This window comes from Pseudomonas paracarnis, from assembly GCF_904063055.1.
GTDB classification, from domain to species: domain Bacteria; phylum Pseudomonadota; class Gammaproteobacteria; order Pseudomonadales; family Pseudomonadaceae; genus Aquipseudomonas; species Aquipseudomonas paracarnis.
Map to the genome: position 1 here is coordinate 1 of NZ_CAJFCN010000012.1, position 25185 is coordinate 25185.

The window sequence follows — 25185 nt, forward strand, 5'->3', positions numbered from 1 at the left end:
GAAAAGCCCCCGTGGCCCCAAGGTACCCAAGCCCAAAACATGGGTTAAAGGCACCGCGGTGAATGCGCATGTTTCAACGGACCGGATAATCAAGGCTGCCAAGACGAAAAGACCTTGAAAGGGCTGGCTTTTACAGCGGCTCACTTTTGAAAAGAGCCCAAAAGTAAGCAAAAGGCTCTTGCCCCACCACTCGGCACCTCGCCTAGGCTCGGTGTGCCCGAACGCAGGCTTGAATCCGTGGGCCGCCGCCACGCGCCATCCATGGCGCGGGGCGGCTAACCCGGCGTCCTGCCGGGTTACCCACGAATTAAAGCCTGCGTTCGGCCAGCGTGGTTTAACGGGGCGCCTAAGATCAAAAGCAGAGCAAGATCAAGAGCGGCTCGCTTCGCATCGTAGTTACCGTTGGCTGCTGCAACCTACAAAGTTGTGTCGATACCAATGGCTATCGCAGGCAAGCCAGCTCCCACATGTTTATCTGCGTTATACCTGTTCCAGCTGCGTCAGCCGTTCTTCCAGTGCGGCAATCCGCGCTTCCAGCTCTTCAATGCGCTCCACCGAAACAGCCCCTGCGCTACGCTCTACCGGATTCCCCCGCGCGGTCATAATCGCTTCAATATCTGCCGGGTCCCCCAGTGCATGGGTATACCGGTCTTCCCGCTGCCCCGCCTGACGCGGCACCAGCAGCGCCAGTCCTCGTGCAATCAGGCGCTCGAGCTGATGCACAACCTGTTCGGCATCCTCAAAGTCATGCATACGCCCACTGCGGGTGAGCAACTCATTGACGGTCTGCGGCCCCCGCAGGAACAGCAGCCCGGTCAGGATCACCTGGGCCGGCACCAGTTCCAGGGCCTTGTCCACACGGTGCTCCCAGCGGTCGGCGCGGCTGCCCATCACCAGGCGCGTGAAGCCTTGGCCTTCGAGCGCGCGCAGGCTCTGGCCGACCTGGCCTTGGCTGAGGTTCATCACCGGCTCGCGGCTGGTCTTCTGGTTGCAGGCCAGCACCAGGGCGTTGAGGGTGAGGGGGTAGGTTTCCGGGTTGGTCGCCTGTTTTTCGATCAGGCAGCCCAGGATGCGGATTTCCGTGCTGTTCAGGCGCGGCTCAGGGGTGTCGGTGTCGTGCTCGGCGGTCATCGCGCTTTCCCTATGCAGTGAAGCTCACCAGCGTAATCCTCAAAAAATAAAAGACAAGCACCGGGCATGGCTATAATCGCCGCTGGTTCCAACCCTGCCATTATCAGTGAGACTGACATGACCATTTCCCTGTACGCCGCTTCTATCCCAGTCTTCAAGCAAATGCTCAACGCGTTGAGCGATGTGCTGAAGAAAGCCGAAGCCCACGCCAGCGCCAAGAACATCGAGCCCAACGCCTTGCTGCAAGCGCGCCTGTTCCCGGACATGTTCCCGTTGGTGCGCCAGGTGCAGATCGCCGTGGACTTCGCCAAAGGTGTGTCGGCACGCCTGGCCGAGATCGAAGTACCGAAGTACGAAGACAACGAAGTCACCTTTGCCGACCTGCAAGCACTGATCGCCAAGGTCCTGGCCTTCGTCGACACCATCAAGCCCGAGCAGATCGACGGCAAGGAAGGTATCGAAATCATCACCCGCCCAGGCACGCCGAAAGAGAAGCGCTTCAGCGGCCAGTCCTACCTGCTGACCTACGGCCTGCCGCAGTTCTTCTTCCACATCACTACCGCTTATGCCTTGCTGCGTCATAACGGTGTGGAAGTGGGCAAGCGTGATTACATGGGCGCGTTCTAAACTCACGCTTCAATAAAAAAAACCGGGGCTTGTTCTGAAATGAACGGCCTCGGTTTTTTTTGCAGGATATTCTTTTCACCAATGCTTTGTTACATATCTTGATGCAACCAATATTCAGTAAATCTCACTCAGGAGTGCCTATTAAACTTTCAACCGAAGAACCTGGAGACCACAAACTAAATGCAGCTTTCCTCCTCTGCGTTAACGTCGACAACCCATAACGCTTATTTCGAAGATACACGCAATACCTCCGTCAGCCAGGATTCGTCTTCACGTTCGTTTGCGATGAGCCGGACCCGTCGAGAGGCTCCCGGTAACGAAGCGGTTCTATCAACTTCTGACCGTGCTCAAGCCGACAGTGAATTGGCCGCCCGTTATGCAGAAGCCCTGGAGAGTCGAGCCCGTGATGAGCACACTATTATTCCGAATATTCCAGACGCGTCGTCTCTCGGCCAATGGCGTATACAGTTGCGTAATACATTTGAAGACCCGTATCTTGCCTATGTGCTGAAGAGGCAGGGTTTGGACCCGACCACCATGGAGATCGCCCCAGACGGGACGCTGAGCGTTAAAGAAAAAAATGGAGCAATTGCCCGATTTACTTTAAAAGACCACCCTCGCTGGGCGTTATACGCAGGGCCAATTCTAGCCGCATTGAAAGCCTATGCTCCCGACGGGATAAGCTACTCGGCCGTGCGCGCCGACAGTGTACCGCTCAAGTTGATCGCCCAGTTTTATGGAGAGACGATACATAACGATTCAACCGAGGATCGAGCACGAGCTCAAGCGTTGCAAAAAAACAACGCATTTGCGACGTCGGGCGTTGGTCAAGCGCGTTCTGAAGAAACCCTGATGTTACAAAAACAACAACTTGCCGATAGACGCGATCTGCAAGCCTTCCAAGATGCCCTGGTCGAAGCTAATGCTAAGGTAGGCAAGTATCTGGATCAACAAGAGCGCTTGCATCAGAGTAACCTCTCTTTTCGCCCTGGCTTCCAGCCTCCCTATGATCGTGAAGCCGGATTTCTATCCTACCTGCAATCGCAACTGTTCACGATTGGCCCTGAATCTGGTTTCCACTTGGATAACCAACCAATGGCCGGACGACAAGTGAACCTCTTGCAGTTCATGACGGCCAATGGCTGGAAACATCCGGTTAATACAGAAGAAATGCGACAAATTGGCCTCAGTTTAGCAGAGCTCCAGTACCCACAACGGCGTCAGGATTTGGGCGGCGGACTAGCGTGGCCAACGCCGCTCGATACGACGCAACAGCAGGCGATCTACGATGCTGTTTCCTATAACGCGATGGGGCTACCCGAATTCGACCAGTTGAAATTGAGCCAAAACGCGTTCGGGTATCTGACACAAACCATCCAATGGTCCGAAGCAGAATTGAAAGATCCCCGACAAGCGATCTTGAGACTTTTGCAAAGCCCGGCTGCGCAGTCCTTGGGCGAAGCCTTGCGCGATAAGTTCGAGGGGGTCGGCAGTGTTGAGGACTGGGTACTTTCGGCTCTCCAGATAGGCCTCAATCAGGATGCGTTATGGAAACCGGGCGAAAAGAACAAGGTGGCCGGGTTTGATCTGTCGGCGCGCGAGAACTGGGGAAAACCGCTGTCATTTGTTCTGAAGGGGCTCACTGATCATCTGAGCAAGTCATACGGCGGTAACGCTCCTGTTGCGGCCTATCTGCCGTTGTCGCACCACGCTCCGGAATTACTGGTCAAAGATGTCCCGGATCATGTGACTTACGGCTCACCGGGTTGGGTCAGTTTGAAATCGATCGTTGCCAAAGCTGAAATGCGCTCTCCAGGTGTGGCGGCGACTAAAACATATGAGCAGTTGCTCAAAGACGACTTGAGGCCCATAGACGATGCCGGGATACAAGTGGAAGCGTTGGCGGCGCGAGAGGGGTTGATTCATTGGGCAGTGGCGGATGGGGCCATCGAAAAACGGGAGGATAACAATTATACGGATGAAGAAATTGAACGTGCCGGCGTCCTCGCCAACGAGCGCTTCGAGTTATTGACAACGGCTTCAGAAGCGCAACGCACGATATTACATAGTCGCTCGGAGTTAGGGCTCAGTATATTGAGGGCCTGTTTTCCCGAGGAAACCTATGGGAAAATAGACTTCGAGAAAAAAACAATCTATCCCACCGAGAAACACCGCGACTTAAAAGGCCCCTATTCGATATTGGATATCTATTCCGCCCCGCAGCAACATGTCAGATGGTTTTCCAATGATCCCGCTGTTCCGATTGAAAAAATAGCGGCTGACGTTCACGAGATGGGATCTTTAAACGAAGCGTTCGAATCACATGTCTTGGAGTATTTCGACGGATTTAAAGACGCCATGAGCGTGAATGTTAAACATCAGATGTCTTTGCTGCCTCAGGAGGATCAGGAGGCACTGCAGCACGGCGCGTTGAAAATCTATGGAGAGGAAAAAGTCACCCAAACCATTACATCGGCAGGTTACAAGATTCAGTACGATGTTTCGGAGACTGAAGAAGTTAAAAGTAGCTCTGTATTTCTTGAGACGCTGCATAAAGGCAAGAAACGGATTTACGAATTCAATCCCGCGACGGGCGGGCTGCAGCATCGCGCAGATTTAGCGGAGGGGCTCAAGACAGGGCTGCAAGGCGAGTGGACCCCTGTTGCTACGAATAAACCCAAGGTCAGAGCTCAATCCAACACCAAAATCAGTGAAATTAATGCCAATGATTCGGCAGAACGTAAAGAGCGAGAATCAAAGCTTCAAACTTCATCTCCTACCCAAGCCTTCAGTTCGCAGCGAACGCAGCATATAGCAGACGCAGTCACACGCCATTTTTTCAGGGCCGACGAACGTGAAACGGTGGTCAACGCGGCCAGAGGTGTCACCACGTTCGACACTGAAGTGACTGAGTTCGAAAAAATCCAGGCGGTGACCCGTGCACTGATACCGGGAGCGTCGGCGCTTCACAGTTTTCAGCAGGGTAGGGTTGGTGAAGGGCTGAAATTCCTTGCATTTGACGTGTTTGGTTTTGTTGTCGCAGGTGCAGGCGCCGTCGGAAAAATTTCAAAGATCGCGAAGGTAGGTGGGCAGCTAGGGCGCGGAGGTGTTACAGGCAGGCTGGGGCGGGCATTTATAAGCGCCGCCAACCCCTTTGCAGGCGGGGCGGCCATCGGGACTAGAGGCCTGACAGCGTTTTCTTCGGTAGTGGGCAAATTAAGCCTTGGCTGGAAAAGCGTTGCGGCTAACATTAGTGTTAACAGGGTTTTTCAGCACAAGCCGAAAAATGTAATGGTTGGCACTTCTGCGGGCGAGGACGCGACAAAGATTATCGCTCAGCTAGATTCCGTCAGCGGTAAATGGTACCGATTCAATCCGCAAACAAACGAGCGATACGGGATGCCCCTTCAGGGATTCACTGCGGCCACTTCGCCATCTTGATGGATATTCAGCCGCCATGAAAAACGCCCGAGTCGGTTCAGGAGTGAACGGCTCGGGCTTTTTTTGCTCAATCAGGCGGTCTGATCTTCTTTACCCAGGCACGCCGCCGCAGTAAACAACACATCGGTAGATGAGTTGAGTGCCGTTTCGGCCGAATCCTGCAGTACGCCGATGATGAAACCAACGGCGACAACCTGCATGGCGATTTCACTTGGAATACCAAACAGGCTGCACGCCAGCGGGATCAGCAGCAGCGAGCCGCCCGCCACGCCGGAAGCCCCACAGGCGCAAATGGCCGCGACCACGCTGAGCAGCACGGCGGTTGGCAGGTCCACGGTAATCCCAAGAGTGTGCACAGCCGCCAGGGTCAGCACGGTGATAGTGATGGCGGCGCCGGCCATGTTGATGGTGGCACCGAGGGGGATCGACACCGAGTAGGTGTCTTCATGCAGGCCCAGGCGTTTGCTCAACGCCAGGTTGACCGGAATGTTCGCTGCCGAGCTGCGCGTGAAGAAGGCGGTGATCCCGCTTTCACGCAGGCACATCAGCACCAGCGGGTACGGGTTGCGGCGCAGTTTCCAGAACACGATGGCCGGGTTGATCACCAACGCTACGAAGAGCATGCAGCCGATCAGCACCACCAGCAGATGGGCATAGCCGAGCAGGGCGCCGAAACCCGAGGTGGCCAGGGTGGAGGCCACCAGGCCAAAGATGCCCAGCGGGGCGAAGCGGATCACCACGCGTACGATCAGGGTGACGCCGTTGGACAAGTCGTCCAATACCGTACGGGTGGTTTCACCGGCATGGCGAATGGCGATGCCCATGCCAATGGCCCAGGCCAGGATGCCGATGAAGTTGGCATTCATCAGCGCACTGACCGGGTTATCCACCACGCTGAGCAACAGGCTTTGCAGCACCTCGCCGATACCGCCGGGGGCGCTTACCGTGGCGTCATGGGTGACCAGTACCAAGGCAGACGGGAACAACATACTGGCGACCACTGCAACCACGGCGGCGGAAAAAGTGCCGAGCAGGTACAGAAACAGGATCGGGCGGATGTGAGTTTCCTGACCGTGCTTGTGGTTGGCAATCGAGGCCATGACCAGCACAAACACCAGGATCGGCGCGACAGCCTTCAGCGCCGTGACAAATACCTTGCCGATAAAACCGGTGGCGCGCGCGGCCTCGGGGAACAGCAAGGCCAACACGATCCCGGCAATCAGGCCGATGACAATTTGGGTGACCAGGCTGACGCGCATTAAACGTTGCAACAGGGAAGGGGCAGCAGTCATAAAGAGTTGTCTCTAGTTTTTTTAGTAGGGCACAGCATTGCAGGCAGAAAGCACTGTAGGAAGCAGGCGCGAAGTCTAGCATGCTGTAGGACGCGTCTCGTTCGCTGCGGCATTCCGTCACCCGTTTCAGTCGGGCTTGGTCAGATCCGCACATGTTCTGTTAAGCTTCATCCCTCTCATCTTTCCTATCCGTCAGCGGGCCCTTCGGGCTGTCGTTGATGTCGTTGTTTCTGGAGTTTTCATGTTGTTTCCTATCCTGCTGCTGTCAGCCGCCGGTTTTACCGTGCTGACCACAGAATTCGTCATCGTCGGCCTGTTGCCCTCGATTGCTCGGGACCTGAACGTCAGTGTGTCCCAGGCCGGGCTGCTGGTGACCTTGTTCGCGTTCACCGTGGCCGCGTTCGGCCCGTTCCTCACTGCCTACTGCGCACGCTTCCCACGCAAGCGTCTGTTCATCAGCATCTTGATCATGTTTGCAGCGGCCAATACGGTGGCGGCACTGGCGCCGAATATTTGGGTAATGGCCCTGGCCCGTTTGATCCCGGCCCTGGGCTTGCCCGTGTTCTGGGCCCTGGCCAGCGAAACGGCGGTTGACATTGTCGGCCCTGAGTTCGCCGGGCGTGCGATTGAAAAAATCGGCTTTGGCATTGTTTGCGCCACCGTATTTGGTATTCCGGTGGGCACGCTGATTTCCGATATGTTCGGCTGGCGCACCGCGTTCGCCGTGCTCGCGGTGATTGCCCTGGCCAAGGCATTGCTGCTGTATGTCTACCTGCCGGTTACCCCGGCCAAGCACCAGCAGGCCAGCTTGCGCTCGCAATTCAAGATCCTGCGCAGCCCCGTGATGCAGGGGCATATCCTGCTGTCGATCCTGGTGTTCAGTGGCATGTTCACCGCCTATACCTACTTGGCAGATATCCTTGAGCGCCTGGCCGGGTTCGACGGCACGTTGGTGGGCTGGTGCCTGATGGGCTTTGGCGCGGTCGGGCTGATCGGTAACTCCCTGGGCGGACGTGCCGTGGATCGTCATCCGTTGATTGCGTCCATGGTGTTTTGCGGGTTCATGATCGCGGGCATGGTGGCGGTGGTGCCGGCGATTCACTCGACCATCGGCCTGGCCGCGGCGATGGCGGTGTGGGGCGTGACCCAGGCGGCGATGTTCCTGGTCAGCCATGTGCGCTTGATGAAGGCCGCGCCCCATGCACCGGCGTTTGCCGCGTCGCTGAATATCGCCGGCGCCAACCTCGGCATTGGCCTGGGCGCGATGGTGGGCGGGCATGTCATCGACACCCTGGGCCTGGGCAGCCTGGGGTTTGCCGCTTCGGGGTTTATCCTGGTGTCGATCCTGCTCGCACTGTGGCTGATGACCGCCAAACCCACGGCGTTCAATGCCTGAGCGATCAGGGCAGGGCGGTAAACAACTCCCGCCGGGCACCCTCGGTAATTGCCACAATGCCGGGGTGCTTGACCTTGCGCTCCACTGAGATTGCATAAAACGACTCGGTCACTGCATCGGTCTGGCCGATCAGCGCTACGCCGTATTGGCGCACCACCTCGTCGGCGATCACGCTGGGCGCGATAAAAATTCCGCTGCCGGATTGCCCGAAGGCCTGCATCAAAGCGCTGTCGTCGAACTCGCCGATGATGCGGGGTTGAATTTGCTGTTCGGCAAACCAGCGCTGCAAACGGCTGCGCACCACGGTCTCAGCGCCCGGGATCAGCAGCGGTGCGCCCTGCAAACACTGTGGGAAATCCCCCCCATGCTGGTCAGCCAACGTCTGGGTGGCGAAAAAACTGATGCCGCATTCTCCCAGCTTCTGGCTGTAGCCCTTGATGTCCAAGTGCGTGGGCATGGGGCTGTCGGAAATCACCAGGTCCAGGCGCTGGATCGCCAGGTCGGCCAGTAAACGTTCGAGTTTGTCTTCACGGCAGGTGATGCGGATCGGTTCGCTCAACTCCATGGTCGGCGCGATCAACCGGTACACGATGGATTTGGGCACCACATCCGCCACCCCAACGCGGAACGGGATCTGCTGTTCGTCGGGCTGGGCGCGCAGCATCGCCTCCAGTTCGTTGCCGGTCTGGAACATCTGCTCGGCGTAGGGCAGCGCCTGGCGCCCGGCTTCGGTCAGTTCAAGCTGGCGCCCGACCCGCTGAAACAGGGCAATACCGAAGGTCTGCTCCAACAGGCTGATCTGCCCGCTGATGGTCTGCGGCGTGAGGTTCAACTGCTCACAGGCGCGCACGATGCTGCCGGTCTTGGCCACCACCCAGAAGTAATGCAGTTGTCGATAATTGAGCATCACGGCCTACACTTCGTAAAAATCGAAGTATACGCGAGAAAAATACGAATTTTCCTGAACTGTTCGCCTGCATAGAATGCCTCGCTATCGAGGGGCCACTACTTGGACCCAAGGGTTCTAACGAGGAATACATCATGAAACTCAATTCCCTGGGCGCCGCGTCGTTGCTTGCGCTTTCATTGATAGGGGTCAGCGGCTGTGATCAAGTCGAGAAAAGCGCGCAACAGGTGCTGGGCAAAGCCACCGAGTCGGCCAAGCAGGCCATCGACGACACCCACAAGGCCGCCGAGCAGGCATTGAGTGAAGCAACCCAGGGCTTGATCAGCCCTGAGAAGCAGGAAAAAGACGCCGAAAACGCTGCTGAATCCGACACCAAAGAAACCTAATTCCCCAGCACAACCACGTCAGGACTGACCTATGGATTACCTTCTACAACTGGCCGCCAGCCCCACCGCCTGGGTCGCACTGGCTACCTTGATCGTCATGGAAATCGTGCTGGGCATCGATAACCTGATCTTTATCTCGATCCTCACCAACAAACTACCGGAGAAGCACCGGGCCAAGGCGCGGCGCATTGGTATCAGCATGGCGTTGATATTGCGCCTGGGCCTGTTGAGCACCATCGCGTTCATCGTGCAATTGACGACACCGGTGTTCGAAGTATTCGGCCAGGCGTTCTCGTGGAAGGACATGATCCTGATCGCCGGCGGCCTGTTCCTGGTGTGGAAGGCAACTACCGAGATCCATCACAGCATGGACCCGGAGCCTGAAGAGAAGGCAACCGTCAGCAATACCGTGACCATCGGCTTTGCTGCCGCCATCGGCCAGATCCTGATGCTCGACCTGGTGTTCTCCATCGACAGCATCATCACCGCCGTGGGCATGACCGAGCACTTGCCGATCATGATCATTGCCGTGGTGGTCTCGGTGATCGTGATGCTGGTGGCCGCTGAACCGTTGGCCAAGTTCATCAACGACAACCCGACCGTGGTGATGCTGGCCCTGGGCTTCTTGATCATGATCGGCATGACGCTGATCGCCGAAGGCTTCGGCGCCCACGTGCCAAAAGGCTACGTGTATGCGGCCATGGCCTTCTCGGCGGCGATCGAATGCTTGAACATCGCCCGGCGTAACCGGCACGCACGTTTGCTCGCTGCGCGCCAGTAACCGCTGAACAAACAGGCCGGCTGTGTTCACAAGAGCCCAGCCGGCCTTTTGCTGTCTGCTAGAATCGGCCCACTTGATAGCTTGAGGTCCCCCATGAACGAGCCGATTCGCCTTACCCAGTACAGCCACGGTGCGGGTTGCGGTTGCAAGATTTCGCCCCAGGTGCTGGAAGTGATCCTTGCGGGCAGCGGTGCACAGAACCTCGACCCCAACCTGTGGGTGGGCAATGCCTCCCGCGACGATGCGGCGGTATACGCCATCGACGACGAGCGCGGCGTGGTGTCCACCACGGACTTTTTCATGCCGATTGTCGACGACCCGTTCGACTTCGGCCGCATTGCCGCCACCAATGCCATCAGCGATATCTATGCCATGGGCGGCGATCCCTTGATGGCCATCGCCATTCTCGGCTGGCCGGTCAACGTGCTGGCGCCGGAGATTGCCCGCGAAGTGATTCGTGGCGGTCGGGCGGTGTGCGACGCGGCGGGCATCCCGCTTGCGGGCGGGCATTCCATCGACGCGCCGGAGCCGATCTTCGGTCTGGCCGTGACCGGCATTGTGCAAAAGCGCCATATGAAGCGTAACGACACGGCCACCGCCGGTTGCCGCCTGTACCTGACCAAGCCCCTGGGCATCGGCATCCTCACCACCGCCGAGAAGAAGGGCAAGCTGCGCGAGGCGGATATCGGCCTGGCGCGTGACTGGATGTGCACTCTCAACAAGCCGGGCAGCCGTTTCGGCAAGTTGGCCGGCGTGACGGCCATGACCGATGTCACCGGTTTCGGCCTGCTCGGCCACCTGGTGGAAATGGCCGACGGCAGTGGCCTGACGGCCCGCATCGATTATGCAAAGGTTCCGCGCCTGCCAGGGGTGGAGTATTACCTGGACCAGGGCTGTGTGCCGGGTGGCACCTTGCGCAACTTTGAAAGCTACGCCAGCAAGCTGGGGCGTGTGCAGGAACTGCACAAGCGCGTGCTGTGCGACCCCCAGACCAGCGGCGGCCTGCTGATCGCCGTTACCCCGGAGGGTGATGCCGAGTTCCACGCCGTCGCCGCCGAGCTGGGCCTGGCCCTTGAGCCTATCGGTGAACTGCTGGAGCGACAGACCAACGCGGTTGAGGTGATTTGATGGCGACGGACATCACCGATTACCGCGACATTTTCCTCAACGACCGCCCGATGATGGATACCCGCGCGCCGGTCGAATTCACCAAGGGCGCGTTCCCCGGGGTGATCAACCTGCCGCTGATGACCGACGACGAGCGCCAGCGGGTCGGCACCTGTTACAAGCAGCAAGGCCAGCAAGCGGCGATCGTGCTGGGGCATGAGTTGGTGTCCGGGGCGATCAAGGCCGAGCGCATCGAACAGTGGGCGCAGTTTGCCCAGGCTAACCCCAATGGCTACCTTTACTGCTTTCGGGGCGGCCTGCGTTCGCAGATCGTGCAGCAATGGTTGAAAACCGAAGCGGGCATCGAATATCCCCGCGTGGGCGGTGGCTACAAGGCCATGCGCACCTTCCTGCTGGAGACCCTGGAGCAGGCGACTGCCCAGTGTGATTTCGTACTGCTGGGCGGCATGACCGGCACCGGCAAGACCGAAGTGCTCGGCCAACTGCGCAATGCGCTGGATTTGGAAGGGCACGCCAACCATCGCGGTTCCAGCTTCGGCAAGCGTGCTACGGCGCAACCGTCCAATATCGACTTCGAGAACCGCCTGGCGGTGGACCTGTTGAAGAAGCGCGCGACGGGCATTGACCAGTTCGTGGTCGAGGACGAGAGCCGCATGATCGGCAGCTGTGCGCTGCCGCTGCCATTGCACAAGGGCATGCAGACGTTTCCGATGGTGTGGCTGGAAGACAGCGTCGAGGGCCGTGTCGAGCGCATCCTGAAGGATTACGTGGTGGACCTGTGCGCCGAGTTCATTGAAGTTTTTGGGGAAACCGGCCAGCGATTATTTGCCGAGCGCCTGACCCAAAGCCTGGCCAATATTCACAAGCGACTGGGCGGCGAGCGTTTCCAGCGGTTGCAGGCGGTGTTGCAGGATGCCCTGGCCGAACAGGCACGCAGCGGCGCAGTGGAGTTGCATCGGGTATGGATTGAAGGTTTGCTGCGTGAGTATTACGACCCGATGTATGCGTTCCAGCGCGAAAGCAAGGGCGCGCGTATCGAGTTTGCCGGGGAGCAGGGTGCAGTGGTGGAGTATTTGCGCGAGCGGGCGGCCCGGGTGGGGTGACCTTTGGGACGCCATCGCAGGCAAGCCAGCTTCCACCTTTTGAAGTGTGAATACATACAAAGGTGGGAGCTGGCTTGCCTGCGATGAGGCCATCGGCCCCACTGAAAATCTAAAGAATTACCGCTCCAATCAACCCACACACCACCCCCACCAGCATGGTCAAGCCGGCCACCGTCACCAGCACCCGCGCATCGAAATCCTTGCGCAGCATCAACAGCGACGGCAGGCTCACGCTCGGCAGGGTCATCAGCAAGGCCACGGCCGGGCCGGTGCCCATGCCCAGGGCCATCATGGTTTGTACGATGGGAATCTCTGCCGCTGTCGGAATCACAAACAGCGTGCCCACAATCGCCAACGGCACCAGCCACACCAGGCTGTCGGCCATCGCTCCGTCCACATGGGGAAACAACCAAACCCGTGCCGCGCCGAGGATCAGCACGGCCAGGATATACACCGGGATAGTGCTCCAGAACAGTTGCCACAGCGTGCGTAACCAGCGGCTCAAGAACGGTTGCGACTCCACTGTGCTGACGTCGGCAACGGCTTCAAGTGCTGCTTCCGGCACGTGGTCCGGGCGCGCAATGCGCTGTGCCACCAGGGACACGCCCACCACCAGCACAATCCCCGCCACCAGCCGCAGCGCGGTGAAACCCCAGCCCAGCACAAAGCCCATGAACACCAGTGTGGCCGGGTTCAATACCGGGTTTGCAATCCAGAACGCCAGCGCCGCGCCGACCGACACCTGCTGGCGGCGCATGCCCGCCGCCACCGGGGCCGCGCAGCAACTGCACATCATCCCCGGCAGGGCGAACAGCCCTCCGCGCAGGGTCGAGCCCAGCCCGGCGCGGCCAAACAGGCGCAGCAGCCAGTCGCGAGGGATCAATACCTGCAGCAATGAACCGAGGATCACTGCCAGTACGGCGGCTTTCCAGATGGCCAGGAAATACACCTGGGCATAGGCCAGCGCCGCCGCCAGGGGCGAGCTTTGCTGGTCATTGAGAATCGAGGCGCCAATGCTGTGGTTGTCGGCCGCTACAAACGCCTTGAGGTAGTAGGGCGACCACTTCACATAGTAGAGGCCGATGCAGGCCACCAGGAGAAACAGCGCAGGTTTGCACCAGAATGCCCAGCCGCGGTTGGGCTGGGTGGAAGCGAGGTTGGACATGGAGAGGATCCGCAGGTGAGTCGATAGCCCGGCATCATACGCCCCTGCGGCCCAAGCTTCAGATATCTGCGCTGACCTGGGTCGGGTCCGGGCAGTTTTCCCCGCCGTTATTCAGCCCTTGCTTGTAGTTGCGGCTGAGCAGCGAAGCCTTGCCGTTGTGCCAGGTCAATGTCAGCACGTACAGGGAGTCGTAGTCATTGCCAGACCAATCATCGGTAATGGTGTGTTTTTCGCCAGCGGCTTCGCTGGCGACTTTGTTGATCAGTTCCGGCAAGTAACCGTGGGACCAGGCCGTGTAGATGGTCGCGTTGCGGTACTTGTCCTCGACCAGTTCTTCGGCCAGGGCACTGGTGTCATTCGCTGAGAACTCGATATTCACCGGCAGGCCGAGCTTGATCGCGCTGGGGCTGATGGTGATCAGTGGGCGAATGTAGCTGTAGGAGTTATCCAGTTCGCCTTCCTCGACGTTGCGCGTCGGGTTGGCAGCGAACACATAGTTGGCTTTGCCGAACTTTTCCGGCAACAGGGTCGCCAGGTTCATGGCGCGGTTCAGGCCCTGGCAATTGAGTTGGCCCAGGCCACCGGCGGGTTTTTCACCATGGCGCAGGAATACCAGGGTTTGCACGCCATCGACCGGTTGCGCACGGCTTTCACGGGCGTCCAGGGCGGTGACGATAGCAGCGCTGACCAGCAGCAGCGGCAATACCATGTAGGAATAACGTTTGAGTCGTGGCACAAGGCGCAGAGGCTTGATCTTCATGATAGGTTCGAGTCTTCGTGCGTCGGGTTAAGGCGGACAAGCCCGGCCCCAGTGACGCATCAGCGTCCTGCGGTGTTCCCTGTCGATATAGCAAGCAGCCTCCATTCATTGTTCGGGCGCTCTTTAAGAGTGCATTCGGGCGCTTTGGTTCGCCCACGCGGGATACTAGCCGGCAAATGTTGCGCAACGATGACCCATGCACGGCGGCAGGCAGATGACTATGATGGGGCTTTCCGACCAGGGGGTTCTCGATGAACGCACTCGCCGCTTTCCCGATCAATAGCAAATGGCCCGCCCAGCACCCAGAACGCCTGCAGCTGTATTCGCTACCCACGCCCAACGGCGTCAAGGTGTCGATCATGCTCGAAGAACTGGGCCTGCCTTACGAGGCGCACAAGGTCAGCTTCGACACCCAGGACCAATTGTCTCCCGAGTTCCTGTCCCTGAACCCCAACAACAAGATCCCTGCGATTATCGACCCCAACGGCCCGAGCGGGCAGCCGCTGGCACTGTTCGAATCCGGCGCGATCCTCGTTTACCTGGCGGAAAAGACCAGCCAGTTGCTTTCCGAAGACCCGGCCACCCGCTATGAAACCCTGCAATGGTTGATGTTCCAGATGGGCGGCATTGGCCCGATGTTTGGCCAACTGGGGTTCTTCAACAAATTCGCCGGCAAGGCTTATGAGGACAAGCGCCCGCGTGATCGCTACGCCGCCGAATCGCGGCGCTTGCTGGGCGTGCTCGAAAAGCGCCTGTTGGGCCGCACCTGGATCATGGGCGACGAGTACAGCATCGCCGACATTGCGACCTTTCCGTGGGTTCGCAACCTGATCGGGTTCTACGAGTCCGGTGATCTGGTAGGCATCACCGATTTCCCTAACGTACTGCGCGCGCTGGACGGCTTTGTCGCACGTCCTGCGGTGATCCGTGGCCTGAACATTCCGAGCTGATGCATGCCGACTTTCGATTTTCAACAACTGGACGTATTCAGCAGCGTGCCGCTCAAAGGCAATCCCTTGGCCGTGGTGCTGGGGGCCGATAGCTTCACCGACCAGCAGATGGCGGACTTTGCCAATTGGACCAACCTCAGCGAAACCACGTTTTTACTGACGCCGCGCGACCCACGTGCTGACTATCGGGTAAGAATCTTCACCACCCTCAAAGAGCTGCCGTTCGCCGGGCATCCGACCTTGGGCAGTTGCCACGCCTGGTTGCAGGCTGGCGGCGTGCCACGTGGGGAGGAGATTATCCAGGAGTGCGAAATCGGCTTGGTGCGTATTCGTCGCCAGGGTGACCAACTGGCGTTTATCGCGCCGCCATTGTTGCGTGCAGGGCCCGTGGAGGCGCCGTTGCTGGAGCGCGTGCGCCTGGCTTTGAAGCTGGCGCCCGAGGCGATTGTGCGCAGCCAGTGGGTCGACAATGGTGCGGGTTGGCTGGCGGTGATGCTGGCTGATCGTGACGCGGTGCTTGCGTTGCAACCGGACTATGCGCAACTGCTGGGTCTGGCCGTAGGGGTGATCGCCCCCTGTGATCCGACGCGTGATGCGGTGGACGCGCACTTTGAAGTGCGCGCTTTTGTCGCTGGCGATGGCGCCGCCGAAGACCCGGCCACCGGCAGCTTGAATGCCGGCGTGGCCCAATGGCTGCTCGCCGAGGGCCTGGCGCCCAGCCGTTACGTGGTCAGCCAAGGCACGGCGATTGGGCGAGCGGGGCGTATTCATATCGAGCGCCAGGGCGATGAAATCTGGGTGGGCGGCGCCGTAGCGTTGTGCATCGAAGGGCGTCTACAGCTTTAGATCAATGAATTGTTACGCACCCGGCAATACACTATTGGCCCCTCGGCATTTGTGTTGCCGGGACTTGGGGGCATAAGCTTTCGCCCCAAAGTGTTCAGCCATTTTTCAGGATTGCCATGACCAGCCAGTTCCCCCAAGCCCGTCCACGTCGCCTGCGCCGCTCCCCGGAATTGCGTGGCCTGTTCCAGGAAAGCGAATTCACCCTCAACGACCTGGTACTGCCGATTTTCGTCGAAGAAGAAATCGACGACTTCGTGCCCATCACCAGCATGCCGGGTGTGTTGCGCATTCCTGAGAAAAAACTCGCCGGTGAGATCGAGCGTTACGCCCGCGCCGGCATCAAGTCGGTGATGACCTTCGGTGTGTCCCACCACCTCGACGCCAGCGGCAGCGACACGTGGAAAGAACGTGGCCTGGTTTCGCGCATGTCCTCGATCATCAAGGACGCCGTGCCGGAAATGATCGTGATGTCCGACACCTGCTTCTGCGAATACACCGACCACGGCCACTGCGGCGTGATGCACGGTGCCCATGTCGACAACGACGCGACCCTGGTCAACCTCGGCAAACAAGCCGTGGCCGCCGCCCGCGCCGGCGCCGACGTGATCGCCCCGTCAGCGGCGATGGACGGCCAGGTCCAGGCCATCCGCCGCGCGCTGGATGACGCCGGCTTCACCCACATTCCGATCATGGCCTACTCCACCAAATTCGCCTCGGCCCTCTACGGCCCCTTCCGAGAAGCCGGCGGCAGCGCGCTCAAGGGCGACCGCAAAAGCTACCAGATGAACCCGATGAACCGCCGTGAAGCCGTGCGCGAATCGCTGCTGGACGAACAGGAAGGCGCCGACGCGCTGATGGTCAAGCCTGCCGGTGCCTACCTCGACATCATCCGCGACATCCGCGAAGCCTCGCGCCTGCCGGTGGCGGCGTACCAGGTGAGCGGTGAGTACGCGATGATCAAGTTCGGCGCACAGGCCGGGGCGATTGATGAGGATCGAGTGGTGCGCGAGACGTTGGGGTCGATCAAGCGGGCGGGGGCGGATTTGATATTTACGTATTTTGCGATGGATTTGGCGGTGGCGGGGATTTAAGGATATCGTTTCTCCCCTGTGGTGAGCTGGCTAATCACAGGGGGAGGGGCACTCATAACTTAGTTGAATTTTTCGTAATCTTGCGCACCTAGTGACACCAACCATTTCCTGAAGAAATCAATTTGTTCCTGTGGGTCGTTTGTTAGGTTCTCCTCTTCGTAGTCAAACAAATGGACTATGTCGTCGTTGGTAGCTTGCTGACCTAAAGTCATTTCGTATGCGACGAGCCCCGCGCTCATCTGAGAAGCCATTCTTGAAGGTTTAACATTTATTTTTGCCCCTTTGCATAAAAAAGTTATATGCGGGAAGTCTGCTCTGATTTTTGCGAGGCATATATATAGGTCATGCCCTTCATAAACTTTTTTAAAGTTATCCGCTTCTGAAAATGTCATGATGAGCTTCCTTGGGTCATATTTGACGGTGACCTCCTTGTGCTCGTTTTTGATTATTACCTTTATATTTTTAGTTTTCATTTTATTTCCTGTTGGGGTTTGGTATGGAATATCCAACGTAAGTTCCATCAGATTTTACTGGGGTGGCACCTAATATATCCTCTGGGTCGATTTTGTTATGGATAGCGAATTCTAGCTCTTTAGGGTATGGCGCCTGCTTGCCTAGTTCTGTATTTATATCATGCCCCTCAATACTCTTAAGTGTGTACAAATAGCCTTTTTTATCTCCGTAGCTGGTAGCAAAAGTGATCCCGACTGCCCGTGATGGCGATGTGCTTATGAAGTTGCTGGGAGGGTCATTACTGTCAATTGCGTGTAGGTACAAATCTTCGCTATCGCCTTTGCTTTTAAAGCCATTTTTGAATACCTCGTTTGGAGGGGTTTTGTCTCCGCGAAAAAGATACTCTTCGTCATTATGAGGAGTCGGAAGGTTGGGTTCTGATTTCTTACTTGATGCTGGAGTTGAAGGATCTTCAGCGCCTAAGGATGGTTCGCATCCTACCGTACCTGGGCATCTGTTCAGTCCCAGCGGGTCTACCCAACCTGTCGGATTGGGCACATACCGGTACCCATTGATCCCCCCCGCCAACTTCACCGGATCCGGCGTCAGGTAACGACCAATATCCGGATTGTAGTAGCGATGGCGGTTGTAGTGCAGGCCGCTTTCCGCATCGAAATACTGCCCTTGAAACCGCAGTGGGTTGTCGATTTTGCCTACGTCGAGCCGGGCGATCTGGCCGTAGGCGCGGTAGTGGGCGGACCAGATGATTTCGCCCTCATGGCTGGTCAGTTCCTGCGGGGTGCCGAGGTGGTCGAGTTGGTAGTGGTAGGGCTTGGTTTCTTTTGGGCCGAAACCGTCCAACAGTGCCAGTGGGCGGAAGCTGCCGGGCTCGTAGAGGTAGCTGCGATGGCGCTCTGCATGGTGTTCGGCAATCAGCTTGTCGCCTTGCCAGAAAAATTCGGTGGTCTTGCCGTCCACAGTTTTGCTGATGCGACGTCCAAATGGGTCATAGCGATAGCTGGCGGTTTGGCCGTTGGGCGTTGTAACCCCGACTAACCGATGCTGGCAGTCGTAGCGGTACTCAGTGACAAGTTGCTGGCCCTTGCCGCGTCGTTCGCGGATGAGGTTGCCGAAGGCGTCGTAGTCGTAATGACGGTCGCCCTGGATCATCAGGCGGTTGGCCGCAACGATGTCCGGGCCGGGGCGGTCTTGCATCAGCAAGTTGCCCGCCGGGTTGTGGGCGAAGCGTTCCTGTACGTCCTGCGAGTGATCGGCGCGAGTCAGGCGGGCGAGGGGGTCGTAGTGGTAGCGGTGTTCGCCTTTGCGGGTGTCGAGTAGGCGGGTGAGGTTGCCGCTTTTGTCGTAGTCGTATTGGCGTTGGTAGAGGTGGTTTTGCTGTTGGGTCACCGCGTGGGCGTGCAGGCGGTGTTGGTCGTCGTAGTGGTAGTGGCTGAGCAGTTGGCCTTGCTGGCGCTGGTGTTCGCGGCCGCTCTTGAACAGATGTGAGGTGAGTACTTCACCGTTGAGTTCGACGGTGGCGAGGTGGCCGCCTTTGTCGTGGTTGAAGGTGAGGCGGTTGTTGTCTGGCAGGCACAGGGTTTTCAGTTGGCCGCAGGCGTCGTAGCCGTAGCGCAGGGTGCCCCAGCCTTGGTGTTCGGCGGTGAGGCGGTTTTGGCGGTCGTATTCGTAGGCCAGCGCCCAGTGGCCGTCTTCGGCGCTGAGGAGGTTGCCTTGGCGGTCGTAGGCATAGTCGACAATGCTGGAATCGGGCAGGGTTTTTCGGACGAGGCGCCCGGCGTGGTCGCGCTGGTAGTGGGTGATTAGCTGACTGCCATCGTCGCCGTATTCGGTCTTTTCCAGCAGGTGGCCGTTGAGGTCGTAGGCATAGGCGGTGCGCTGGCCGTCGAAGCCGGTTTCCTGGCGGATCAGGCCGTTGGGGTGATAGTCGAGTTGGTAGGTTTCGCCGGCTTCGTTTTCGATCTCGGTGAGCAGCAGCCGGGCGTTGTCGTAGCGGTACTTGACCTGGGTGCCGTCGGCGTTGAGACGGCGGCTGATCAGGTGCAGGCCGTCGGCGTATTCATAGCGGGTGACGTGGCCGAGTTCGTCGCGTTCGGCGATGATTTTGCCGTAGGGGTTGTAGCTGAACTCCCTACAACCACCACCGGGCTCGATCAGCTTTAGCAGACGCCCGACGGCATCCCATTGATATTGAGTTTGAGCCCCATGCTCATCCTCACGCGCAATCTGCCGGCCTAGATCGTCATAGCGATAACGCTTGATCCCGCCGTTGGGCAATTGCTCTTCAAGCAACTGCCCACGCTCGTTCCACACCAGCCGATGGCAACTGCTGTCGGGATACCAAACACCGGTCAGTTGTCCCTGTTTGTTGTAGCTGTAGTCAGTAACCTCACCATCGGGATCGGTCCTACGCGTTACATCGCCTTGCTCATTACGCTCATATTTCCAGACCGCCTCACCACGGCGCACAACTCGTACGAACCCATTGTCATGCTCGTAGGATGTCGGCTCATCCTCCCCCGGAAACAGCGCCACCAAGCGTCCGGCATCGTCGTACTGATAGGCCGTCACCGCGCCCATCGGGTCTTGCTCGACGGTCAGCCGGCCCTTGTCATCGTAGGATTTGTAATGCTGAGCGCCATCCGGATCGATGCGCTGCACCAAGCGCGCCCGGTCGTCATGGACATAGACTTCCTGGCTACCATCGGCGTTATGCACGGTGACGTGGCCGTCATCGCCCCAGGCATAACGCGTGTCCATCTGCGAGAAGCTCGCCCAATGCCGGACGCAACGCGCCGCCTTGCCAGACCGTTCCCACGCCCAGAAGAAAGTCGCCCCACCGGCCAACTGCCGCTCAAGAATGACGTGCTGATCGTCGTACCGATAACGCTCGCTTTCACCGACAGCATTGGTCGCGCAAACCAGTCGTCCATCTTCGTCATAGGCGTAGGAAACAACGTTTTGCTCGGTGACCCACACGTAGGGCTCACGCCCTTTGGCGCGATGCACCTGATAGTCCACCGCGACGATGCGACCCAACTCATAACGCAACAGCAACGAGCGACCCGCGCCGTTATCCAGCCGCTCAATCCGCCCTGAACGATCCCGGCAAAGGCGCAGCCGGTTGTCATACGCGTCGCTGATCGAGACCAGCACACCGTCGCGAAAGTGATAAAAACGCGAGGCCTGGGCCAGCACCAACTCGTCAGGCGCCGAACCCAAATAGATCGCCGCTTCCGCCAGGCTATTGGTAATCGCGGGCCGAGAGTCGGTGGGCAAGGGCAGGGTAGTCGAGCGATTCTCATGATCGATCCACACCACCGAATCGCCCGACACACAAAGCCTGTGAGCCAGCGCATGGCTCCAACCAAACCCCAGCCCACAATCGACCTCCACCGCGCTAGTGCGATACAGCCGTGTCCACTCAAACGGCAAAATCCCGTCCAGCGCGCCGTCGGTAAGGGTCAGCAATTCCTCGCCGGTGACCATCGACACCGGGCAGCCGTGAGTGACTGTTTTATCCGCAGGCGCCGCCGCATCGCCCTTCGGATTCGACGCCATGGCCGGCACATCATCGACAGGCTCCTGACGGACCAACGTGGTGCGCTGGGCCTTGCCGCGCACCATCGGCACCGGGTTCGAAACCAGCCTATCGCCCGCCTTCAACGGCACAGCCGGCACCGTCTTAATCGGCGTCGCCGCACTGCTCAGCAACACCGGCTTGGCCGCCTCGACATGGGTTTCCAACCGAGGCCCCACTACTTGCTTGGCCAGCAATTCCAACAACGCCCGCGCCCGCCCGGATTTGACGTGACTGAGCATACGAGCCCCCAATCGCACCATCACGCCCATCGCACCCAACACGCGAATCAGCAGCAGATTGATCAGCACCTCACCGGTAATCTCACCCCACAGTTCAGCCATCTCCGGTGGCGGGAGCATGCGCATCCAGCTGACCAGCGCCGACAGGTAGATAAACAGCAGCGGCTCATCACTGAGCACCAACAAGCCTTGGGCTATCGCATCACTGCCCAGTGTCAGCAGTTCATCGAGCTCGGTTTGAGAAAGGTATTGCAGCAGTTTTTCGCTGTTGGGCTTGAGGTCGGCCAGCAGCGCAGACAGCTCGCCAAGGTTGTCCCACAGGCTGTAAAGCGCCTTGCCCAACCCACTGGCAAAAGCCGCTTCCAGCAAGCGGCGCCGCTCAAGCGGGCGGGCGTCTGCATAATTTTTCCACTGGGCCTGGAAGGTGTCGGTCCACTCTTTGCGCAGCCGGGCTTCCAACGCTGCGATCACTGACTGGTAGGACGCATACAGTGCTTTGAGGTGATCCTGGGAAACGTTGGGGTAGAAACTCACCCGGTATTGCTGGTTGCGATCACACTCGGTGACTTCGAGGATGCCACTGGGGCCGATGGTCTTGTGGAGGGGATCACCCAGCGGGCCGCCGTCTGGATCAACGCGTTGCACGATCACCGGGGTGTTGCCGATGGGTACGAACCTCGTGCTCTGGAACATATGCACCAGGGTCAAGGTACCCGTGGCCTGGCAGGTGGCGACGGTGCTGCTGGGAAACAGGGAGCGATTGATCGGGGCAACCAGCGCGACGTCATCCCCGACCTTGAACACCTGTTCGACGTCCAGCGCGGAGAAGCTCCAAAAGCTTTTGGCCCACTCGTCAAAGGTGTTCAAGCAATCGCGAAAGTCACGGAAGACGCCCTCGACGTCGACCGTTTCCACGTTCATTGGCGTCAGCGCCAGCCTGCCAATGGCCGGGTTCAAGTGGCGGCCCCGTCAGCCGCACGCGTCACGAAAAAAACCATCTGCATTCCCTCGCACTGTTTGATCAGGCGAGGGACTTTGCAGAGGTTTGCCGGGGTGAGGAGTAGAGCTTATCCGGCAGTGGTGTGGGATGTTTCAGTTACTGCCAGGCACTGGGTTCGGCATGCCGACGAACCCCGGTTAGACTTACCTGTCGATATCAGCACTGCCCGGCCCGTCGTTAACCAAGGAAGCCTCATGTATTCAACCCGTCTGCTGTTCTGCCTTATTCCGTTGTGGGTACTGGCCGGTTGCTCCACTTCCCGTGGCCCCCAGCAGCCCGAGCGCAGTGAAGCCGAGGTGAAGGCGCAGATCGTGCGCCTGCTGCCGGCCAAGGTGTCGGACCGCAACGGTTGGGCCCAGGACATCTACACCGCCTTCGACACCCAGAAAATCTACCCCAGCACCGAAAACATCTGTGCGGTATTGGCGGTGACCGAGCAGGAGTCCACCTATCAGGTCGACCCGCCGGTGCCGGGCATGGGCAAGATCGCCCAGGATGAAATCCTGCGCCGCGCCGCCAAGGTGCATGTGCCGGCATTCGTGGTGCGCCGCGCCTTGCAACTGCGCTCGCCCACCGGCAAAACCTACGCCGATCGTTTGAATGCCGCCCGTACGGAGAGGGATTTGAGCGGCATCTTCGACGACTTCATCAGCATGGTGCCACTGGGCAACACCCTGTTTGGCGGGTTCAACCCGGTACACACCGCAGGCCCCATGCAGGTCAGTATCGACTTTGCGCAGAAACAGGCGCGGGGTTATCCCTACACGGTGGACGGCACGATTCGCCGCGAAGTGTTCACCCGTCGCGGCGGCATGTACTTCGGCATCGCCCACTTGCTCGGCTACCCGGTGAGCTACGACCAGCCGCTGTACCGCTTTGCCGATTTCAACGCCGGTTGGTACGCCAGCCGCAATGCCGCGTTCCAGGCTGCAGTCAGTCGTGTTTCAGGCAAAGAGCTGGCGCTGGATGGGGATTTGATCCGCTATGGCTCATTGCTGCCCGGCACCACCGAGCTGGCGGTGCGTTCACTGGGGGCGAAATTGGATATGCGCAACCCGAGCATCCGCAGCCAACTGGAGCAGGGCGAGCAGTTGGATTTCGAGGACACCACCTTGTACAAGCGCGTTTTCAGCCTGGCCGACCAGGCGGCCGGCAAGCCGCTGCCTCGGGCGATCCTGCCGGGTATTGTGCTCAAGAGCCCGAAGATCACCCGCAACCTGACCACGGCCTGGTTTGCCAAGCGCGTGGATGAGCGTTACCAGCGCTGCATGAAGCGCTGATCAACCGCGACGCTTGACGAACCGGCGCCACAAGCCCACCCACAACCACACCACCGGGAACGCCAGGATCACGAAGGGCAGCACATAGCTGGCACGTTCCAGGGCGTCTGCGGTGCCGTTCACCAGGTTGTCTCCCAGGTTGCTGAACATCCGGGTGAACCTTGACACCTGGTTGGCGCCGTCCGAGGAACGGAAGTTCAAGGTCACGCGGTTGGTGTCGAGGCGGCGTTGCTGGCCGGCGGCAACCTGAGCCAGTTCCTGCAGCTCGTTTTCAATGCCGGCTTGCTCTTTGCTCAGGACGATCAGATCGCTGACGGTGATGTCCTTGCGCTTGGCCAGTTCATCGAGGCGTTGCTGCTGAGCTTGCAGGCGGTCCTGGCGGCGGCGTACATCCGCCACGGCATCGGCCAGGTCTTCGGCAGTGGTGATGCGCTGGCCGAGCTTACCGCCTTCGGCCGCCAGGGCGACCATCGGCTCCACACCCGTGGGCGCGATCCGCAGGATGATCTGGCCACCTTGGCCGTCTTCGGTAATGCCAAGGATATTGCAGGCACCAAAGCGCGCCGTTTCACACGCCTCACGAGTGGCCTGCATACGCGGCGCAAGCAGGCCGCCGGGCAGGGCCAGGGTCAATTCATGCTCATAGGCCAGTTGCGCCCCGGCCTTGCCCTGTTCGCCATTGATGACGGTGGCGCGAGAGTGGTCCTTGGGGGAACAACCGGCCAAGGCCAGGCCAGCAAGCAAGATCAACAGCGGCGCGCGTAGCGGGTGGGAGTTGCCGTCCAGGTGGCGCATGGCGTTTCCTTGAAATGTGCAGGAGAAATTGGCCGAGATTAAAGCGGGTCTGACCCATTAACGCAAAGCATTGCCCGGGATTTGCCCGGCTGATGGTGGTGGCTGCCGGGTCGAGGCTGGCGTACACCTCAAGCCTCACACCAGGGAAGCATCCGCCATGAACGCTCAGACCGTCCCCCAAGGCTTTGTCCCATTGCCGCGCAGCAGCCCGTTGCTGGAACTGCTCGGCCCGGCGTATTGCCGTGGCGAAGGTTTGCAATTGGAAGTCGGCCTGCGCGCCGATCATCGCCACGCCAATGGGCGAGGTACGGTGCACGGCGGGGTGCTGGCGACGCTGGCCGATATCGGCATGGGGTACGCCATGGCGTTTTCCAGTGAACCGCCGTTGCCGTTGATTACCGCCAGCATGACCGTGGATTACCTGGGCGCCGTTCAGGTAGGGGAGTGGATGGTGGTGCGTCTGGAAAGCCATAAGCGCGGACGGCAGATGGCGTTCGCCACGCTGAGTTTGCAAGTGGAGGAGCGCGTGGTGCTGCGCGCGAGCGCGGTGTTTGCGGTGCCGCAAGCTGACAGGCAGTGAGATCAAATGTGGGAGCTGGCTTGCCTGCGATAGGGGTGTGTCAGTTAGCAATGATCTGACTGATAGACCGCTATCGCAGGCAAGCCAGCTCCCACATTTTTATCGAGTTCATTCAGGGGATATCGATAAAAGAAAAGGCCTGGCTTTTCGTGGAGCCGGGCCTTTTCTGTGTTGCTCTTATTGGCATGGGGGCCGCTACGCAGCCCAACGGGAGCAAGCTCCCTCGCCACAAC

At 59.1% G+C, this 25185-nt stretch carries 20 protein-coding genes; 12 read left to right on the forward strand and 8 right to left on the reverse strand.

All coding sequences use genetic code 11. The features are described from left to right. Window positions 1-480: 480 nt before the first annotated feature. The gene (locus JMV15_RS21930; RefSeq protein ID WP_032903698.1) at window positions 481-1131 is read right to left on the reverse strand and encodes a YceH family protein; all 651 of its coding nucleotides are present in this window, start codon (window positions 1129-1131) and stop codon (window positions 481-483) included. A 117-nt stretch (window positions 1132-1248) separates the two neighbouring features. On the opposite strand from JMV15_RS21930, the gene JMV15_RS21935 reads away from it, so the two are divergent. Continuing rightward, window positions 1249-1758 carry a DUF1993 domain-containing protein gene (locus JMV15_RS21935; RefSeq protein WP_019817519.1) on the forward strand — a complete coding sequence of 170 codons (510 nt, stop codon included), beginning with the start codon at window positions 1249-1251 and terminating at the stop codon, window positions 1756-1758. A gap of 285 nt (window positions 1759-2043) precedes the next feature. Next, window positions 2044-5199 (forward strand): hypothetical protein, encoded by a 3156-nt coding sequence (locus JMV15_RS21940; RefSeq protein ID WP_038449688.1) that lies wholly within the window; start codon window positions 2044-2046, stop codon window positions 5197-5199. A gap of 71 nt (window positions 5200-5270) precedes the next feature. Here JMV15_RS21940 and sstT read toward each other — a convergent pair whose 3' ends face one another. After that, the gene (gene sstT / locus JMV15_RS21945; RefSeq protein WP_014717954.1) at window positions 5271-6491 is read right to left on the reverse strand and encodes a serine/threonine transporter SstT; all 1221 of its coding nucleotides are present in this window, start codon (window positions 6489-6491) and stop codon (window positions 5271-5273) included. 241 nt (window positions 6492-6732) lie between these two features. On the opposite strand from sstT, the gene JMV15_RS21950 reads away from it, so the two are divergent. Continuing rightward, window positions 6733-7887: an MFS transporter gene (locus JMV15_RS21950; protein ID WP_038449689.1), complete on the forward strand. Its 1155-nt coding sequence runs from the start codon at window positions 6733-6735 to the stop codon at window positions 7885-7887. 4 nt (window positions 7888-7891) lie between these two features. Here JMV15_RS21950 and nhaR read toward each other — a convergent pair whose 3' ends face one another. Further along, a complete protein-coding gene (gene nhaR / locus JMV15_RS21955) occupies window positions 7892-8794 on the reverse strand; it encodes a transcriptional activator NhaR (protein WP_014717956.1) in 903 nt (300 codons plus the stop codon). A 134-nt stretch (window positions 8795-8928) separates the two neighbouring features. On the opposite strand from nhaR, the gene JMV15_RS21960 reads away from it, so the two are divergent. The 4 genes from JMV15_RS21960 to mnmH all read left to right on the forward strand — a co-directional run bounded on the left by JMV15_RS21960 (window position 8929) and on the right by mnmH (window position 12192). Then, window positions 8929-9180 (forward strand): hypothetical protein, encoded by a 252-nt coding sequence (locus JMV15_RS21960; protein WP_014717957.1) that lies wholly within the window; start codon window positions 8929-8931, stop codon window positions 9178-9180. A gap of 31 nt (window positions 9181-9211) precedes the next feature. Further along, window positions 9212-9961 (forward strand): TerC family protein, encoded by a 750-nt coding sequence (locus JMV15_RS21965; RefSeq protein ID WP_014717958.1) that lies wholly within the window; start codon window positions 9212-9214, stop codon window positions 9959-9961. Between the two features lie 93 nt (window positions 9962-10054). Next, on the forward strand, window positions 10055-11089 hold the full coding sequence (gene selD, locus JMV15_RS21970; protein WP_020302053.1) for a selenide, water dikinase SelD: 1035 nt from the start codon (window positions 10055-10057) through the stop codon (window positions 11087-11089). Continuing rightward, window positions 11089-12192 (forward strand): tRNA 2-selenouridine(34) synthase MnmH, encoded by a 1104-nt coding sequence (mnmH, locus tag JMV15_RS21975; RefSeq protein ID WP_019817515.1) that lies wholly within the window; start codon window positions 11089-11091, stop codon window positions 12190-12192. The genes selD and mnmH overlap by 1 nt, the downstream gene beginning before the upstream one ends. A gap of 109 nt (window positions 12193-12301) precedes the next feature. Here the strand turns inward: mnmH and JMV15_RS21980 are convergent, their stop codons facing one another. Continuing rightward, on the reverse strand, window positions 12302-13357 hold the full coding sequence (locus tag JMV15_RS21980; RefSeq protein ID WP_019817514.1) for a permease: 1056 nt from the start codon (window positions 13355-13357) through the stop codon (window positions 12302-12304). Window positions 13358-13415: 58 nt separating this feature from the next. After that, a complete protein-coding gene (locus JMV15_RS21985; protein WP_019817513.1) occupies window positions 13416-14117 on the reverse strand; it encodes a hypothetical protein in 702 nt (233 codons plus the stop codon). Between the two features lie 251 nt (window positions 14118-14368). On the opposite strand from JMV15_RS21985, the gene JMV15_RS21990 reads away from it, so the two are divergent. The 3 genes from JMV15_RS21990 to hemB all read left to right on the forward strand — a co-directional run bounded on the left by JMV15_RS21990 (window position 14369) and on the right by hemB (window position 17004). Next, the gene (locus JMV15_RS21990; RefSeq protein WP_019817512.1) at window positions 14369-15067 is read left to right on the forward strand and encodes a glutathione S-transferase N-terminal domain-containing protein; all 699 of its coding nucleotides are present in this window, start codon (window positions 14369-14371) and stop codon (window positions 15065-15067) included. Window positions 15068-15070: 3 nt separating this feature from the next. Next, window positions 15071-15913: a PhzF family phenazine biosynthesis protein gene (locus tag JMV15_RS21995; protein ID WP_038449690.1), complete on the forward strand. Its 843-nt coding sequence runs from the start codon at window positions 15071-15073 to the stop codon at window positions 15911-15913. Between the two features lie 116 nt (window positions 15914-16029). After that, window positions 16030-17004, forward strand: coding sequence for a porphobilinogen synthase (hemB, locus tag JMV15_RS22000; RefSeq protein WP_019817510.1), 975 nt, complete (start codon window positions 16030-16032; stop codon window positions 17002-17004). Between the two features lie 59 nt (window positions 17005-17063). Here hemB and JMV15_RS22005 read toward each other — a convergent pair whose 3' ends face one another. Further along, window positions 17064-17477, reverse strand: a complete 414-nt coding sequence (locus tag JMV15_RS22005) for a hypothetical protein (protein ID WP_034125790.1) — start codon at window positions 17475-17477, stop codon at window positions 17064-17066. A gap of 1 nt (window position 17478) precedes the next feature. Beyond that, a complete protein-coding gene (locus tag JMV15_RS22010) occupies window positions 17479-22218 on the reverse strand; it encodes an RHS repeat-associated core domain-containing protein (protein ID WP_069868367.1) in 4740 nt (1579 codons plus the stop codon). Between the two features lie 273 nt (window positions 22219-22491). Between JMV15_RS22010 and JMV15_RS22015 the strand changes: the two genes are divergently transcribed. Continuing rightward, entirely contained in the window at window positions 22492-23577 is a 1086-nt protein-coding gene (locus JMV15_RS22015) for a DUF1615 domain-containing protein (protein WP_038449692.1), read from the forward strand. On the opposite strand, the gene JMV15_RS22020 is transcribed toward JMV15_RS22015, so the two are convergent. Continuing rightward, on the reverse strand, window positions 23578-24372 hold the full coding sequence (locus JMV15_RS22020; RefSeq protein ID WP_014717968.1) for a DUF4349 domain-containing protein: 795 nt from the start codon (window positions 24370-24372) through the stop codon (window positions 23578-23580). It lies immediately after the preceding gene. A 157-nt stretch (window positions 24373-24529) separates the two neighbouring features. On the opposite strand from JMV15_RS22020, the gene JMV15_RS22025 reads away from it, so the two are divergent. Continuing rightward, complete coding sequence (locus JMV15_RS22025) at window positions 24530-24952, forward strand: PaaI family thioesterase (protein ID WP_014717969.1); 423 nt, start codon at window positions 24530-24532, stop codon at window positions 24950-24952. The last annotated feature ends 233 nt before the right edge of the window (window positions 24953-25185 follow it).